This is a genomic window from Vibrio wakamikoensis (assembly GCF_050337275.1).
Taxonomy (GTDB): domain Bacteria; phylum Pseudomonadota; class Gammaproteobacteria; order Enterobacterales; family Vibrionaceae; genus Vibrio; species Vibrio chaetopteri.
On record NZ_JAKJST010000022.1, the window covers coordinates 106531 to 122449 of the forward strand.

The following is a 15919-nucleotide window of genomic DNA, read 5'->3' on the forward strand; positions in this document are numbered from 1 at the left end:
CTGGGGTCAGTTATCTTGTAAAAAATTGTTGTTGGTAGGTCTTTGGGTTGATCCCCATGGCGCTGACGAAGGTTTTGTGAAAGTGACTTTGGTCATGGAAACCACAGGCTACTGCGACATCAATGGGCTTGTGTCCTGCCTTTAATAAGGATTTAGAATAGCTGACTCTTTGTTGGACTTGAAATTGGTGAGGAGTAACGCCTAAATGTCGTTTAAACTCATGGATCAAATGATATTTACTTACACCGGTTAAATGCGCCAGCTCATCGAGTGAAACCTTATTGGTGCAATTGTCAGCAAGATAATCACGGGCAATAATGATGTTGGATTTGGCATCCAAACCATTAGTATTCGCGAGTCTAGATGAGCCGTATTGCAAGATGATTTTTACTAGTAACAGCTCTAAGTGACTCTCGACTTCAAGTTGCTCTCCACCACTATGAATAGTAGAAAGCAGTAGGTGCATTTGCCGTTTTAACCGGTCATCAGAGATGATGCTTTCACGAAATGATGGCAACCCATCTTTCGAGTACATCTCTTTATAGATATCGCGCACTTGCTGTTCACTTGGGTAGATACCGCGATATCGCCACCCTTGCTCACAACCTTTGCTGCCGGTATGGATCTCGTCTGGATTGATAACACAAATATCGCCACTGATGGCATTGTGAGTAGCACCTTTATGAAAGAATTGCTGAACACCTGCATCAACAAGCGTAATCACAAACTCACCATGTGCGTGTTTGCCAAATGTGGTATCGATAAACTGTGCGTTGATGACATCCATTCCATTGAATGCCTCAAAGCTTGCCAGATGACAGAATTCTTCTTTAGACATTTATATCAACGTTCCTTGTCACACTCCTTGTAAAAAATAGCGGTGTGCCGATATTCAACACCGCTATTTCTGTGGAGCCTATCACACAAAATGAGGGCTTTCTCTAAGGGTAGGCTCCTTTTGTGCACCTTGTTGCAATGTCAGTATTATTTTATTTAGGCTGTTTGGCGAGGACTTCGTCAATATCGGATGCACTGTGGCGCTCGGCTAACGTTTCCCATTTTTCTCCCCACACACGGTTAACAATACGGCCTCGCTTCACCGCTGGACGTTCTGCAATATCTTTTGCCCAGCGTATTAGGTTAGGGTAACTTTCAACATCTAGGAACTGGGCAGCGTCGTACTGATTGTTGATTACTAAGTTGCCATACCATGGCCAGGTAGCAATATCTGCAATCGTGTACTCGTCTCCCGCAAGGAACTGATTCTCAGCTAGGCGCGCATCAAGAAGGTGAAGTTGGCGTTTAGTTTCCATTGTGAAGCGATTGATTGGGTATTCGAATTTTTCTGGTGCATAAGCATAGAAGTGGCCGAAACCGCCTCCCAAATAAGGCGCTGAACCTTGCAGCCAGAATAACCAGTTCATCGCTTCCACGCGCTTGTTAGCTGTTTTAGGTAACAGCGCATCAAATTTTTCAGCGAGATAAAGCAGAATATTCCCCGACTCAAAAACGCGAACTGGCTCGTCGCCAGTGCGATCCAGTAAAGCTGGAATTTTTGAGTTTGGGTTCACGGCTACAAAGCCAGAGCCAAATTGGTCGCCATCACCGATTTTGATGGTGTAAGCGTCGTATTCCGCCTCTGTCTTACCAAGTGCAAGTAGTTCTTCAAGCATGATAGTGACTTTTTGACCGTTGGGTGTTGCTAACGAATAGAGCTGTAGCGCATGCTCGCCAGAGGGAAGCGGCTGTTCGTGTCTTGCTCCTGAATCAGGTCGGTTGATACTAGCCCACTGACCACCACTTTCGCTATCGTGCGTCCAAACTTTAGGTGGAACATATTGATTCGTCATGCCTTTGCTCTCCATCATATTATTGCAAAACACGCCATCGTGCTGATTGAAAATCCTAGCTGGATTAGTGCAAGTCTTCAATATTATTGAGTAAAACTTAAATTATATCTTATGACTATGTGACATTTGAGGGAGGTTGAAGAGTGGCGTGCAGAAGGCGTAAAAAAAGCGGGCATTGTCGCCCGCCAAAACGTTATTCAATAAATTAAATTCCGTAATACAATCCGAAGAGGCATTTCCTCTTCAAAGGGTTAATCGCATCAAGAGAGAGAACGCTTGGTTCGGCTGTGACGGCCATCGCCAAGCTATACTATCGACGCGGTAAGTCTATTATGACGATATGAGCGTAATTTTCTATAACTGAAAAAATCAGTCATTTGTAGTACATAAATGGCAAATAGTGTCAAAAATATGGCCAAGTCACATTATTGGTGTAACAAAACATTATTGTTTATCTAAGCACTTACCGGCTGTTATATTGGGCGCACCATTTACTTCTCTGGAGCTGACACATTATGAGCCCGCTACCCAGTGATGGATATATTTGCTATTTGGTGACGGAACACCTCAAGAAGATCCTCTCGGAATCAACCAACATTAAACTGTCGCTGTTCAATTTTTTTGTCCTTCAGTATGTCGACAAATGTTCAGAGCAAGACTCGACCGAATGCACTCAATATATGATTAGCCAAGCTTTTCTTGCTGATACCTCTAAAGTGAACAAAGCGGTACGTGAACTAGAGTCTGCGGAACTTCTGACAGCTACCAAGATCAAGCAGAGTGGTCGAATCAAAAAGATACTTGCTGTCACCCCGCCGGGTAAAAAGTTGATAGAGATACATCGAGCGAAAACCGATGCGATTGCCGAGCAGTATCTGACGGCGGTTCGTGGCCGCGTCAATGCCGATGAGTTGTTTGAAGCTCACAACACCACTATGGCGGCATTTTATGATGCGCTCAAGCTCTATAAGAGTGCTTGTTGAGTAAAAAAGAAGCAAGTACTGCTACTGGTACTTGCTTCTAATGGTTGTTGTCTGATTCCCTAGTTACCAGCTAACTAGCTGAGGGAAGGAGCCACTCAGAGTCGGTGTTTTTACGAAATAATCGCTTCAGGGTTTTCTTGGTGAGAAGCGGTATTGCTTGTTTCAAACATCTCAGAGCAAACCAACACCACACCACTTTCGGTGACGGTGTAACGTTTTTGGTCTTCTTCAAGATCATAGCCGATCACAGTACCATCAGGGACGACACACCCTTCTGCAACAATCACTTTCTTTAGCTTACAGCTACTGCCAACTACGGCTCGCGGCAACAAGATGCTGTCTTTCACTTCCGCAAAGTCTTCGACGCGAACGTCCGAGGAAACCAAGCTATGGTCAACCTGACCACCGGAGATGATAGCACCTGCGCAAAGGACTGAGTCAACAGCGAAACCTCGGCGTTGTGGGTCATTGAATAAGAACTTCACCCCAGGTCGTTGCACTTGGTTGGTCATGATAGGCCAGCTGGTATCGTAAAGATCAAGTTCTGGTGTCGGTGCAAGCAAGTCCATTGTTGCAGCGTAGTACTCGTCTACATGACCCACATCGCGCCAATAGCCGTTGGCACCAGGATGACCACGCTCGGTGAACACGTAACCTTTGACCTTCTTGCGGCCAATAAGGCTAGGGATAATGTTGTGTCCAAAGTCGTGTTTATAGTTTGGATCATCTAAGGCTTGTCTAAGCTCGGCATCCAACACGTCTACATTAAAGATATAAATACCCATTGAGATGAGCGCCTTATCTTTATTGTTTGGCATTGGAGTTGGGTTGGCTGGTTTTTCTACAAAGTTGATGATGTCACCATCTTCATTAAGACCCATTACGCCGAATTCTGACGCCTGCTCAATTGGTTTCTGGATACAGGCAACAGTGACATCCGCACCGCTTTCAACATGGAAGTTGATCATGCGCGAGTAGTCCATTTTGTAGATGTGGTCACCGCCCAAGATCAACACACGTTCAGTGTGGTCGACACGTTTGATGAGGTCGAGGTTTTGGTACAACGCATCGGCCGTACCGCGATACCAGTTTTCCCCAACACGTTGCTGAGCAGGGATAATGTAGACCCCTTCACCTAGCGCAGAATAAGACGACTGCCAGCCAGATTGGATGTGGCTTATTAGATCGTGCGCCATATATTGGGTAAGCACGCCAACTCGACGAATACCCGAGTTGATGCAGTTGGAGAGTGTAAAATCGATGATTTTGAACTTCCCGCCAAAGGATACCGCAGGTTTTGCGATATTTGAGGTGAGTTCTTTTAGTCTAGTGCCTTTCCCACCCGCTAAAATCATCGCGGTGGTATTACGCAAACGCGCATTACTAGAAATGTGGGAATATTGGTTTTCCTTCGGCATTGTATAACTCCTTATATAACAGCACAAAAGACGTTTTGGGGGAGTGTGATGTGTGGCAAACCTTCTATGGATAAGCTCTCTATGACCAATACACTCAAAGACGTCGTTAAATCATTTACTATCAGAACAGAACTTTACTATGCAATCTAGCCCATAAAACCTAAAGTTTGATCAAAAGAGATAATCTTGATGTTCAATCACACTCCATTGGGGATGAGATGTAATTGAGAACTAGGTTATCTAGAAAATGGGGTAGGATTCAAACGCCAGTTCCGTTCTGCGTTGAATAAGTGAACTAGTAAAACTAAACACATTGTGTGACATCACGGTGACAGATTTAGCCTCGATGTGGGGCTGTTTGAAACAGCGCTGTGCATGATAGTGGTTTATGCATGGTCATGCATCTGGCTTTATTGCTGACTGAGAATCTTGGTTGTTTGAATATTGGTTGGCTCTGCGGTGAGTAAGAGATTTAAGAAAAAGTTGAGTTATGGGCATAAATACATAAACTTATCGGAATTCAGGGCGTCGCGGAAACTCGAACGCCCTTTTTATGTTTGAGTAAGAGAGTGAGTGAGGTTTTAGCATGTCGAAAAGAGATTATTACAGCGTGCTAGGTGTCTCGAAAGGAGCCTCAGAAAAGGACATCAAAAAGGCCTACAAGCGCTTGGCGATGAAATACCATCCTGATAAAAATCCTGGAGACACTGCAGCAGAAGCGAGCTTTAAAGAAGTAAAAGAAGCTTACGAGGTGCTAACGGATACTAATAAACGTCGTCAGTATGACCAGTTTGGGCATGCGGCGTTTGAAGGTGGCGGTTTTGGTGGTCACGGCGGTCACAGCGGTGGTGGTGGCTTTGATGATATTTTCGGTGATGCATTTAGACAGCGTGGCGGCGGATTCGGCGGTGGCGGATTTGGCGGCGGTGGCTTTGGTGGTTTTGAGGACATTTTCTCTCAAGCTCGTGGCGGACGTGGCCGCCCCAGAGCCGAAAAAGGTCAAGATCAGGAATACACGTTAACCGTTGATTTTGTCGATGCGATTCAAGGTGCCGAAAAGGTAGTTGAACTGCCAATCAACGGTGAGAGCAAAAAGATCAATGTAAAAGTTCCGGTTGGCATTAAAGACGGAGAGAAGATCCGCTTCTCTGGAAAAGGTCGCCCAGGTATCAATGGTGGCCCAGCTGGTGATTTGCTATTGACCATCGCGACTCGTTCTCATGCTTTTCTTGAGCGTGATGGCAATGACCTTATCTGTTTGACCAAAGTTTCTATGGTCACGGCAGCTTTGGGCGGTGAAGTGGAAGTCAATGTGTTGGATAGCCGCTTTAAACTCAAAATTCCTGCTGGAACGCAATCAGGTCGAAAATTCAAAATGACCGGCCGTGGCGTGACGAGTCGTAAAGGTGAAACGGGTGACCTATTGGTAAAAATTCAGGTAGACACTCCGACGAATCTTACTGATAAGCAACGTGAACTGCTTGAGCAGTTCAAAGCAACGCTTGCATAACGAAAATGTTTCGCAGGATTCAAAACAGCCACGATACCGTGGCTGTTTTGCTATCTATGCGATAATACCTAGTCTACGACTAGAGACTAAACAGGCTTCTAAATAGCGCCCTTTTGGGGTTTGAACTATTCTTAAGTTTACCCGTAAGAAAATGTTCGCAATAAGGAGGTGGCAATGAGCATGGTTTTTAAAGCACTTATACTCGGACTGTTATTTGGCCTTTTCGCCAAGGAAACACTGGCGAGTAGTTGTCCAACCCTCCTAGATTCTACTCAGCGAAAACTAAACTCGGCCGATACAGTGAGCCTATGTGACGAATATCAAGGCAAAGTGTTGTTGGTAGTGAATACGGCCAGCCAATGTGGTTTTACCGGCCAATTCGAACAGCTAGAAAACCTGCATAATCAGTTTAAAGATCAGGGGTTTAGTGTCGTTGGTTTTCCTTCCAACGACTTCAATCAAGATAGAGGTAGCGAAGAGAATACCGCCAAAGTATGTTATCTCGATTATGGCGTGACGTTTCCAATGATGGCGCGTAGCTCAGTAAAAGGTACTGACGTCAATCCAGTTTTCTCTGAAATCGCCAAGCAAAGCGGTATTACTCCGAAATGGAATTTTTATAAATACCTAGTAGGGCGAGATGGCAATGTCGTCGGTGTGTTTTCGACAGGCACTTCTCCAACGGATGACAAAATCACCACTATGATCAAACAATACTTATGACGACTAATTCGATAGAAAAACGGCAACCGATTCGGTTGCCGTTTTTGATGGTGCTAACTTAGTGATCCAGGTAGAGGTAGTTTTGCCAGCTCTTCATTCGGATCAGTACCTTACGCATGATAGATACGTGGGTGAAACTATCAGAATACACCGCAATTTCTGCGTTAGAGCCTGTTGGTAGTACGTACTCACTCATATCATCTTCAATCACTAGCTTAACCATAGCGCGACCAGAAGTATTGAATGTTTGAGTGGTTCTTAACGTACCGCTTGCTTGAATTTGGCCTTCAGGGATGGTGGGCAGAACCTCGACAACTTTTCCTTTAAAGACTTTGCCCGGCAGTGCTCTAAACAGAAACTCCGCTTCAAAACCTGATTTAAGACGTTGCAGTGAGTTTTGTCTGAAAGCGCCCACATAAAAGTCTTGCTCAGTGTGAACAAAGGTCATAAGTGGTGCCAGTGGCAGCGGTACCGCCATCATACCCGGTCTAAGAGCTAGTTGAGTTACGTAGCCATCGGTCGGAGCAACAACGGTGGTTTCTCGCAGATTAAACTCGGCTTGAATCAGTTGAGCTTTCAGCTGAGCAACCATGGTGTTCTCACCGAAAATTTGCGATTCAAATGCAAGTCGAGCGCTCTCTTCTTGTGCTTGTGCCGCTTCAAGCGCAGCTTGGTTCGCTTTGAAGGTTTGTAGGCGAGTATCGACTTGTTGCTCAGTGAATGCACCTTTTTTGAAGCCTTGTTGATATCGATTGTACTCTCTTTCAGCTTTATCACGTTCGGCAAGCGCTTTAATGGTCTCTGATTGAGACGCTTTATAGTTGCTTTCTAGCTGCAGTACATCCTGCTCGGCATCGGCTAGGGCGGCTTTAGCTCGAATCACTTCTGCTTCAAAAGGGATAGGGTCGATACGAAACAGTACGTCGCCTTTGTTAAGTTTTTGGTTAGCTTCGACGTCAACCTCGACGACTTTACCGCGTACGCTCGAAACAATAGGCGTAGTGGAATAGAACTGGCCGCCAATTTGGCTAAACGGGTGGTTGTAGTTCATTAATAAAATCAATGTCCCAACTAGAACCACGCCACCTAACACGGCAGTCGGTACTGTCCATTTGTTGAGAGGGATCTTGAAGATCTTAAAGATAGCGATACATAGTGCGGCGTAGGTTAATACCAATAATAGATCCATAGGTTACTTCTCCTCTGCCTGGACTTGAGTGGCCGCCGCTTTCTCTTGAGCCTGCTTACCCTTGAGGTAGCTTACTTCATTCTTGAGTTCATCGACTTGGTCAATGAGCTTTTCTAAACGGTGATGCAAATCGTGCTGCTCTTCTTCGAGTTTATGGAAGCCCCAGCCACGCTCATTGCGCCATAGGGTTGCCCAGATCCACAAAAATGGCCAAATGGCGTGTAGCGTAAATAAGCTTACCCATCCTGCAACATGTATGGCATCCTGATGAGGATGATCTCGCTCTTTAGCGATCTCATAGGGGATGTCGTGAATGACGATGATTCCGTAAAACAGAATCAGGGCAACGAATACCAGTAGCCCTAAAGCAAAATAATCCAAAAACATAATGCATCCTTGGTGAAGAGTATTGAATCGCGTAATCAATTTACGCTGGTTAAGTATTTGTTGTAATTATGTATTATGCAATAGCAAACTGATAAATATTAGAGGGTTGAGTGCAATTTCTTGGTGAATTTGCAGCCATTGGTGCTGCAATTGTGTGGGCAGTCGCCACATGGATATACAGTCAGTTCAGTCATCATTTCTCTGCGATGCAGCTAAATATCATTAAGGGTATTTTGGCATCGGTAATGATGCTACTGGTGATGCCTTTCGTTCCAATGCCGGATGTGCAATTAGAGGCGAGCTATGTATGGATACTCGGCGTATCTGGCATCATAGGCATCGCGATTGGTGACAGTGCCTACTTTGCTTCACTGAAACGTATTGGTGCCAGCAAAACGCTATTGCTGGAATCATTAGCACCGCCGCTATCAGGTGTTCTTGCATTGGTGGCGCTTGGCACGGCGTTGGGGTTTCAGAGTTGGTTAGGCGTTATTATTACCACCATTGCGGTGACCACAGTCGTGTTTCAACCTGCCGATGAGCACAATCAAAAGGCGAATTTGTCAGGTATTGGTTTTGGATTGCTGGCCAGCGTGTGCCAGGCAAGTGGTGTTGTCATTTCCCATTTTGCGTTGGTGCAAGGAGACTTACCACCGTTATTGGGCGCTTTGATTCGTCTCACTATTGGTGTCGCAGCGGTGGCGTTATTGATTGGTTTTGTTGAGAAAAAACCGTACCGAAAGATGGTTGAGCAGAGCAAAGGTATGAGTCAGAAAAACTGGTGTTGGTTACTGGCGGCGATTTTTGTGGGTACATTCCTTGCCCTGTGGCTACAACAGGTTGCGCTTAAACATGCTAATCCCGCTATCGCACAAACTTTAATTGCCACCAGTCCATTGTTCATTCTGATTATCTATGCCATCCGTGGTGAGCCAATTTCACGTCGCAGTGTTGTCGGTACTCTATTTGCGCTCGCTGGGATTTCGCTGTTCTTTTTGTAGCGCTTGGTTGTAATACTTGCTTGTATCGAATTGCTTACTCAAGTAAGCAGCGAAGGGTCATCGGTGCCTCGGTGACCCCTAATCTTTGAGCGGCTGTTTGACCTTGCTTGTCTTGATAACACAGGTTGTGCCAAGCACGGAAAATATCCAGCAGTGGGTGGATCCCCGCAGGTCTTAACTTTCGTCTTGGTTCATTCACAAAGCTTTCAAACAGCAAGTGGAAACGGTCTTGATAAAAGGTGACTTGCTTGGTTGAGGCGGTTTGTAGCCAATAAGAGACATTCGGGTTATTGCCCGCTAGGTAACACACTCCTTTGCTTGCCCCTGAAGATTGATGAGTGACCGCCCAGCGATCGCGCCACCATCCCATCAGTACCACGTCAATAAGCTCGGATGACTGTGCATCTTGCCAATGTTCATCTTGTTCTACGTACATTAGCTCCACGTTACCGTGTTGGATTTCACCCAGAAAAACAGTAAGCGCGGCAGAGCGTAGCACGGGATCTTGTGGCATGTATACCGTCACACGCTTGCTGTTTTCTCCAGACTCGCAGCTTAGTGATTCTAGAATCGATAAGTAGTGAGCATAAGACGTGTAGGGGGCTCTAATCAACGAGCCTACGGCAGGGTAATGAAACTGGGCAAAGTTACCTAGAGGATCTTCGACGTTACTGCGCGCAAGGATGTTTTGATAGGTAATATCAATTTGTCCTTTTAAATCGGTCGCGGTGGTATTGATCTCATGATTGGTCTCCGCACTGTAGTTTTTCGGGAGTACTTGCGTACCCGCTACGTAGGCATCGTGATCTTCTAGCGTATTTTCAGCATCGGCTGAGCTGTAGTTAGTATGTTGGCACAACACATAACCCGAATCGGCATCGCAGGTTGCAAACCAAAATACGCCGTTGTGGCTTTGTGGCTGCAATGGTCGATAGTGTGAGGCTAAATGAAAAGTATCAGTGTGTTTTATCCAACGACCATCAATATCCGCTAATTTACGACGGCAGCGACTGGCAATTTGATCGATATGATCGTAGAAGGTTTTTGGATTGATTTTCAGCTTTCGACAGATCTCGCGCACCGAGTATCCGGTAAACAGAAGCCCAAGTAACGATTCTTGGAAGCTTAGTTTCTTATTACTGCCCGACCATTTATCGACAAAGGTACCTTGGCAAGATTTACAGCGATACCGCTGGCGATCGCCACTAAACCCAAAAGAGTGATAACGATCTTTGTGAGTATGTACCGATAGGCCAAAGTGTTCGCATTGCGGATCTTTACACGAAGGGAGCCCTTCGTGATGATGCTGCTTCAATCGAGTCAGTTCATTGAGGACTTCTCGATTGTTAAGTAGGGGGGGAAACGCGCCACATTCGCGGCATACCATCGCTGGCCGTTTGGGGTTACGGTGCTGCAGGATATAGAGGTTTGCATCACTTTGTCCAAAATTGTCACACGCCAATGTTTTACAAAAATTGAGCTGTAACCCGTCCGCGGCCATCGGCAGTTTGCCTTCTGACACGTTCACCCCCTATGGTTTGGTGACATCAAGCCTTGAATATTGTTATAGGGCTCGATGAAGTGTTTAATTCGTTAGAAAACTATTCAGCTAGAAAGCGATTCAGTTAGAAAAAAGCCAGCTCACTTCAGGCTTGAGCTGGCTTTCTTGTTTTATAGGTTGATCGCTGTTTCTAGCGCAACGACCATCATATCGTTGAACGATTTTTGGCGATCTTCTGAGCTTAGTTTCTCACCACGGATGATGTGGTCAGATACCGTCAGTACCGTCAGAGCTTTTGCGCCAAGATCTGCAGCAACGCCGTAGATACCCGCCGCTTCCATATCGACACCTAGGATGCCAAGGTGCTTCATTTTGTCGAAGATATCTGCTTCTGGAGTGTAGAACAGGTCTGCCGAGAAGATGTTACCTACTTTAACCGGTACTTCTTTAATGCGTGCTTGCTTCACGGCTTCTTCTAGAAGACCGAAGTCAGCAATCGCAGCAAAATCGTGGTCATTGAATCGAATACGGTTCACTTTAGAGTCTGTTGACGCGCCCATACCGATCACAACATCCATTAGGTTTACGTCGTCACGTACCGCACCACAGCTACCTACGCGAATTACGTTTTTAACGCCGTAATCTTTGATAAGTTCGTGAACGTAGATACAGCAAGAAGGGATGCCCATACCGTGACCCATCACTGACACTCGCTTGCCTTTATAGGTACCTGTGTAGCCAAACATGTTGCGAACGTCACACACTTTCTCTACGTCTTCTAAGAAAGTTTCTGCGATGTATTGTGCGCGAAGTGGATCGCCTGGCATTAGTACTGTCTCTGCGAAATCACCTGGTTTTGCATTGATATGAGGGGTTGCCATGGGGGTCGCTCCTAAAGTTTTAACTAATTATGTTGAACGCTATGTTCGTTGTTGATGAGGATTTTAACGCGCCCAGCAAGGGCTCTATGAGAGTTTAGTCACAAATTTGTCGGTAACGAACAGAAATTCGCTTGATGATAACTAATTTTGTTGAAAGTGGCTGGGCAATCGATTTTATCGATGATTGAAAGTGGGGGAAATATTTGTCTCGTGAGTGAACCATTTGTCTGCGACAACCATACAATTGTACAAAAGAAAATTTTGTATCACTCAACAAAGTGATCTAAAACTTATACATAAGCGTATTTTGTACAATGTAAGCGACGGCAAGGTGTGAGGAAAGGACGATGAGCGAGAAAATTACCGTAGGGATCAGTTCCTGCCTATTAGGCGAAAAAGTGCGTTTCGATTCTGGTCATAAGCAGAGCACGTACGTCAACAAAGAACTAAGAGACTACTTTGACTTTGTTTCTGTTTGCCCTGAAGTAGGGATGGGCTTACCTGTACCAAGACCGACGATTCGATTGATGAGCAACGAAGAGCGTATTGCACTTGTGGATACCAAAGATGCATCAAATGATCACACAGATGGCATGATGCATTTTACTCGAGAAAAAGTCGCCGAGCTAAAAGATACAGAAATGTGTGGCTATATCGTTTGTGCCAAATCTCCAAGTTGTGGAATGGAGCGTGTGAAGGTTTACACTCGTGGTCATGCTCGAACCGATGGTGTTGGCTTATATACCGAGCACTTAATGAAAAAAATGCCTTGGCTGCCAGTTGAGGAAGATGGGCGACTTAACGATCCTGTATTGAAAGAGAACTTTGTAGCGCGAGTCTACAGCTTAAAGGATTTTTATGCGTCAATGGGTGGAGAGCCAACGCCAGGTAAAATCGTCGCTTTCCATTCTCGCTACAAGTTGACGCTCATGGCACACGATCCACAGTCTTATAAGAGTCTTGGACGTTTAGTTGCAAACCAGGCCGACTACCAGCCAGACGAATTTTATCAAGCCTATCGCCTAGGGTTGATGGAAGGATTGAAAAACCGCGCAAGCCGAAAAAATGTGACCAACGTGCTCATGCACATTCAAGGGTACTTCAAGCGCTCGCTCAATAAAGACGAGAAAGCGGAGTTGGCTCATGTCATCGACGACTACCGTACAGGATTGTTGCCGGTTTTGGCGCCATTGACGCTTCTTAAACATTACCTCAATGCTTACCCAGATGACTATTTGGCGCACCAGCAATTTTTGCAGCCCCACCCAGAGGAGATGCGTTTAAGATATGGCTTGTAGTAATACCTTGAGTAATACCTTGAGTAATACCATGTACGCGATCCGTGAAGTGGCGGATATTACGGGCGTTAAGCCCGTTACGCTTCGGGCTTGGCAACGACGGTACAACTTGATTCAACCACAGCGAACTGACAAAGGGCATCGTCTCTATACAGAGAAAGACGTTGAGCGTATTAACAATATCCAAAGCTGGCTCAGTAAAGGAGTCTCCATAGGTAAAGTTAAGGCGCTCATTGATTCTGATACATTGTCTCAAACCGATGTTGAAACCGAGCAGTTGGAAGAAGTTACGACGTTACTGGATGCCCTTGGCGCTTTAAGCAGTAACAAAGTCGACGTCATTATTGATACTGTGTTGAAAGAGTATCCTTTAGATGTGGTGGAGATGAAGTTTGTTATCCCAGTCCTTAACGCAACGGACTACTTGAAACTAAGCCCCAAAGCGATACAGCAGTCACTGTTTAAAACAGCGATGATTCAAAAGCTTGCCATCATGGCTAATGTAGAGCGCAAACGAAAACGCTCAACATCCACTTTGCTGGTGAGTATGGATGTCACCGGCAATCTATTTGCCTGGCTGAATTATGCACGGTTGTCTGAACAGGGCGTCAACGTCACCTTCATTGATGGGGTCGAAGATGTGTCGGCGCTTCAGCTGGATTCAGTGAATTTCGACTCGGTACATCTCTTTGCGGAGAAATCCTTGTCTGAAAAACAACTTGATGCAATTCGAGTGCAGCGCGAGCAGGATAAACCGGCTTGGTTACTGTCTCCAGTCGTTGAGCACTTAATCAGTAACAATGCGGGTAAGCTGTCATGAAACTAATGCTGTTTAATCGTGATCTTAGAACCATTGATAATACAGCGCTCATCGCTGCTATTGATGGTGTCACACCTGTGGTTGCCTGTTTTATCGTTACGCCGCAGCAATGGGCTGAGCATGACCTTGCTCCTATCCAAGCCGATCTGATATTTAGACGTTTGAGAGAGCTTGAAAACGAGCTTAGTGCGCTGAACATACCTTTGATAGTGGCGAGTACAGATAACTTCGATGGAGCCAATCAGTGGCTCGTAGAATTCTGCGCGAAACATGATGTCGGTGATATCTACCTAAACCGAGATTACGAGTTCAATGAACGTCAGCGAGTAGAGCAATTAGAGGCACTGGCGGCTAAAAATGGCGTAAATGTGCATGCCTTTGACGATAAGTGTATGTTGTTGCCTGGTAGCGTTCTCAACAAACAAGGCGGTTACTTTAAAGTTTTCACGCCATTTCGAAAGGCATGGCAAAATCAGTTTTCAAAGGCTGAAGTTGTTAAGCCACCAGCATCTGCACCATGCATTTCCGACTTCCAAGGTTTACATTCTTTAGAGGAATGTTTTACTTATCCAAGGCAAGATAGCAGTCAATACCACGTATCGACAGATTCAATATTGACCCGTTTAAGGCAGTTTTCTGACGAATCAGTACGCAATTATCACAATGAACGTGATATACCGGCGATTGATGGTACGAGTCAATTAAGCCCCTATTTAGCGATTGGCGCCCTGTCCGTTCGTCAATGCATAGCTCGTCTTTACTATGATGCTGAAGGTGAGCCTTTGTCTGAAGGGGCGCAAGTATGGCTTAGTGAGCTTATTTGGCGAGAGTTCTACCAGCATCTCATCCACTTTGAACCGAAGCTCTCGAAGCACAAAGGCTATCTAGAGTGGGAGAAGGGGCTGCGCTGGCCTGGAGAGGATGTGTGGTTTGAGCGTTGGTGTGAAGGAAAAACAGGCTATCCGATTGTAGATGCGGCGATGCAGCAGCTTAACCAAACAGGTTGGATGCACAACAGACTGCGGATGATTGTAGCGAGTTTCTTGACCAAAGACCTCAACATCGATTGGCGTCGCGGGGAGCGTTACTTTATGAGTAAATTGGTGGATGGCGACTTTGCAGCCAATAATGGCGGTTGGCAGTGGTGTGCGTCGACAGGGTGTGATGGACAGCCCTATTTTAGGATTTTTAATCCCATCACTCAGGGTGAGCGATTCGATGCCCAAGGGGAGTTTATTCGCACTTGGTTGCCTGAGCTTAGCGATGTTCCTAATAAATTTATTCATAAACCATGGATGTGGCCGCACTTCGATGGAGTGGCATATCCGGCACCAATAGTTGATCATAAGACGCAAAGAGAGATAACCTTAGCACTATACAAAGAAGCTAAGGATCAATATTGATGTTACGTAAGACCTTACTGGCAGCTTGCTTAGGATTTTCTCAGTGGTTAAGTGCAGCGACTTTTGAGCTTCCAACCGATGGTAGTAATATGGTTGGAACACTCCAGTACCACAGTGTTGAAGCGGGCGAGACCATGTCTGACATTGCCAAGCGTTACGATGTAGGCTTTTTGTCACTGATGGCCGCCAACAAAGGCGTCGACCCATTTTTGCCATCCGAAGGCTACGTATTGACGATACCGTCTCAGGCCATTCTGCCTGAGGTGGATTACGAAGGTATCGTGATCAATTTGGCTGAATTACGTCTGTATTACTTTGAGCCGGACAAGAATTTGGTGCACATTTTCCCTGTGGGTATTGGGCGTATAGGTCAAGACACCCCTGAAATGACCACTACGATCAGTCAATTGCGTGAGAACCCAACCTGGACACCACCCACTTCTATCCGTAAAGACTATTTAGCTAAAGGGATTGAACTTCCGGATGTTGTGCCGGCAGGTCCCGAAAATCCGCTTGGTGATTACGCAATGCGCCTTGCCTACGGTACAGGTAGTTATTTGATTCACGGTACCAACAAAGACTTCGGCATTGGACTTCGTGTGAGTGCTGGCTGTATTCGAATGGATCCTAAAGATATCGATTGGCTGTTCTATCAAGTGAAGCTTGGCACTAAAGTTCAAGTGATTGACGAGCCAATCAAAATAGCGCTTGAGCCGGATAGAAGCGTCTTTATCGAGGCTCATGAACCACTTACCCGTAGCGACGGCACCAAAAAAGCGATGGAACTTCCTCAAGAGCTAACATGGTGGCTAGAAGAGTACGGGATCCGAGATCAAATTGCTCGTGCGGCGGTATTGGCTCAGAACGGCGTGCCTATTGAGGTGGTGCCAGCGATGGATGACCTAGAGTAACGGTATCTTGAGCGACCGATATAATGCGGTTGCTCACTGTAAAG

At 45.7% G+C, this 15919-nt stretch carries 15 protein-coding genes; 8 read left to right on the top strand and 7 right to left on the bottom strand.

From position 1 onward, the window contains the following. Positions 1-10: 10 nt before the first annotated feature. Both L4C42_RS13610 and yghU read right to left on the bottom strand, forming a co-directional pair. Complete coding sequence (locus L4C42_RS13610) at positions 11-838, bottom strand: helix-turn-helix domain-containing protein (RefSeq protein ID WP_429760850.1); 828 nt, start codon at positions 836-838, stop codon at positions 11-13. Positions 839-989: 151 nt separating this feature from the next. Next, positions 990-1850, bottom strand: coding sequence for a glutathione-dependent disulfide-bond oxidoreductase (yghU, locus tag L4C42_RS13615; RefSeq protein ID WP_353499747.1), 861 nt, complete (start codon positions 1848-1850; stop codon positions 990-992). Between the two features lie 515 nt (positions 1851-2365). On the opposite strand from yghU, the gene L4C42_RS13620 reads away from it, so the two are divergent. Then, positions 2366-2833, top strand: a complete 468-nt coding sequence (locus L4C42_RS13620; protein ID WP_353499746.1) for a hypothetical protein — start codon at positions 2366-2368, stop codon at positions 2831-2833. 110 nt (positions 2834-2943) lie between these two features. Here the strand turns inward: L4C42_RS13620 and glgC are convergent, their stop codons facing one another. Beyond that, on the bottom strand, positions 2944-4251 hold the full coding sequence (glgC, locus tag L4C42_RS13625) for a glucose-1-phosphate adenylyltransferase (protein ID WP_353499745.1): 1308 nt from the start codon (positions 4249-4251) through the stop codon (positions 2944-2946). 586 nt (positions 4252-4837) lie between these two features. On the opposite strand from glgC, the gene L4C42_RS13630 reads away from it, so the two are divergent. Together L4C42_RS13630 and L4C42_RS13635 are read left to right on the top strand one after the other, a co-directional pair. After that, complete coding sequence (locus L4C42_RS13630; protein WP_353499744.1) at positions 4838-5761, top strand: DnaJ C-terminal domain-containing protein; 924 nt, start codon at positions 4838-4840, stop codon at positions 5759-5761. Between the two features lie 180 nt (positions 5762-5941). Then, complete coding sequence (locus L4C42_RS13635) at positions 5942-6484, top strand: glutathione peroxidase (RefSeq protein WP_353500153.1); 543 nt, start codon at positions 5942-5944, stop codon at positions 6482-6484. Positions 6485-6542: 58 nt separating this feature from the next. Here the strand turns inward: L4C42_RS13635 and L4C42_RS13640 are convergent, their stop codons facing one another. Both L4C42_RS13640 and L4C42_RS13645 read right to left on the bottom strand, forming a co-directional pair. Beyond that, positions 6543-7673 carry an HlyD family secretion protein gene (locus L4C42_RS13640; RefSeq protein WP_353499742.1) on the bottom strand — a complete coding sequence of 377 codons (1131 nt, stop codon included), beginning with the start codon at positions 7671-7673 and terminating at the stop codon, positions 6543-6545. 3 nt (positions 7674-7676) lie between these two features. Continuing rightward, complete coding sequence (locus L4C42_RS13645) at positions 7677-8060, bottom strand: DUF3302 domain-containing protein (RefSeq protein ID WP_353499741.1); 384 nt, start codon at positions 8058-8060, stop codon at positions 7677-7679. A 110-nt stretch (positions 8061-8170) separates the two neighbouring features. On the opposite strand from L4C42_RS13645, the gene L4C42_RS13650 reads away from it, so the two are divergent. Next, positions 8171-9061, top strand: coding sequence for a DMT family transporter (locus tag L4C42_RS13650; protein WP_429760854.1), 891 nt, complete (start codon positions 8171-8173; stop codon positions 9059-9061). A 34-nt stretch (positions 9062-9095) separates the two neighbouring features. Here the strand turns inward: L4C42_RS13650 and L4C42_RS13655 are convergent, their stop codons facing one another. Together L4C42_RS13655 and deoD are read right to left on the bottom strand one after the other, a co-directional pair. After that, entirely contained in the window at positions 9096-10583 is a 1488-nt protein-coding gene (locus tag L4C42_RS13655; RefSeq protein WP_429760856.1) for a transposase, read from the bottom strand. Positions 10584-10732: 149 nt separating this feature from the next. After that, complete coding sequence (gene deoD / locus L4C42_RS13660) at positions 10733-11443, bottom strand: purine-nucleoside phosphorylase (RefSeq protein ID WP_042495091.1); 711 nt, start codon at positions 11441-11443, stop codon at positions 10733-10735. 347 nt (positions 11444-11790) lie between these two features. Between deoD and L4C42_RS13665 the strand changes: the two genes are divergently transcribed. From L4C42_RS13665 to L4C42_RS13680, 4 genes are read left to right on the top strand one after another with little or no spacing between them, the layout of a single operon-like run. Beyond that, positions 11791-12741 (top strand): YbgA family protein, encoded by a 951-nt coding sequence (locus L4C42_RS13665; RefSeq protein WP_418642806.1) that lies wholly within the window; start codon positions 11791-11793, stop codon positions 12739-12741. Continuing rightward, positions 12731-13561, top strand: coding sequence for a MerR family transcriptional regulator (locus L4C42_RS13670; RefSeq protein WP_418642807.1), 831 nt, complete (start codon positions 12731-12733; stop codon positions 13559-13561). Before L4C42_RS13665 ends, L4C42_RS13670 begins: the two co-directional genes overlap by 11 nt. Further along, positions 13558-14964 (top strand): deoxyribodipyrimidine photo-lyase, encoded by a 1407-nt coding sequence (gene phrB, locus L4C42_RS13675; RefSeq protein ID WP_353499737.1) that lies wholly within the window; start codon positions 13558-13560, stop codon positions 14962-14964. Before L4C42_RS13670 ends, phrB begins: the two co-directional genes overlap by 4 nt. After that, complete coding sequence (locus L4C42_RS13680; RefSeq protein ID WP_353499736.1) at positions 14964-15875, top strand: L,D-transpeptidase family protein; 912 nt, start codon at positions 14964-14966, stop codon at positions 15873-15875. Before phrB ends, L4C42_RS13680 begins: the two co-directional genes overlap by 1 nt. The last annotated feature ends 44 nt before the right edge of the window (positions 15876-15919 follow it).

Bases quoted from the DNA above. Each gene is read 5' to 3' on its own strand.
- L4C42_RS13645 (WP_353499741.1), bottom strand. From the start codon at position 8,060: ATGTTTTTGGATTATTTTGCTTTAGGGCTACTGGTATTCGTTGCCCTG.
- L4C42_RS13680 (WP_353499736.1), top strand. From the start codon at position 14,964: ATGTTACGTAAGACCTTACTGGCAGCTTGCTTAGGATTTTCTCAGTGG.
- L4C42_RS13610 (WP_429760850.1), bottom strand. From the start codon at position 838: ATGTCTAAAGAAGAATTCTGTCATCTGGCAAGCTTTGAGGCATTCAAT.
- L4C42_RS13630 (WP_353499744.1), top strand. From the start codon at position 4,838: ATGTCGAAAAGAGATTATTACAGCGTGCTAGGTGTCTCGAAAGGAGCC.
- L4C42_RS13665 (WP_418642806.1), top strand. From the start codon at position 11,791: ATGAGCGAGAAAATTACCGTAGGGATCAGTTCCTGCCTATTAGGCGAA.
- deoD (WP_042495091.1), bottom strand. From the start codon at position 11,443: ATGGCAACCCCTCATATCAATGCAAAACCAGGTGATTTCGCAGAGACA.
- phrB (WP_353499737.1), top strand. From the start codon at position 13,558: ATGAAACTAATGCTGTTTAATCGTGATCTTAGAACCATTGATAATACA.
- yghU (WP_353499747.1), bottom strand. From the start codon at position 1,850: ATGACGAATCAATATGTTCCACCTAAAGTTTGGACGCACGATAGCGAA.
- L4C42_RS13620 (WP_353499746.1), top strand. From the start codon at position 2,366: ATGAGCCCGCTACCCAGTGATGGATATATTTGCTATTTGGTGACGGAA.
- L4C42_RS13670 (WP_418642807.1), top strand. From the start codon at position 12,731: ATGGCTTGTAGTAATACCTTGAGTAATACCTTGAGTAATACCATGTAC.
- L4C42_RS13640 (WP_353499742.1), bottom strand. From the start codon at position 7,673: ATGGATCTATTATTGGTATTAACCTACGCCGCACTATGTATCGCTATC.
- L4C42_RS13635 (WP_353500153.1), top strand. From the start codon at position 5,942: ATGGTTTTTAAAGCACTTATACTCGGACTGTTATTTGGCCTTTTCGCC.
- glgC (WP_353499745.1), bottom strand. From the start codon at position 4,251: ATGCCGAAGGAAAACCAATATTCCCACATTTCTAGTAATGCGCGTTTG.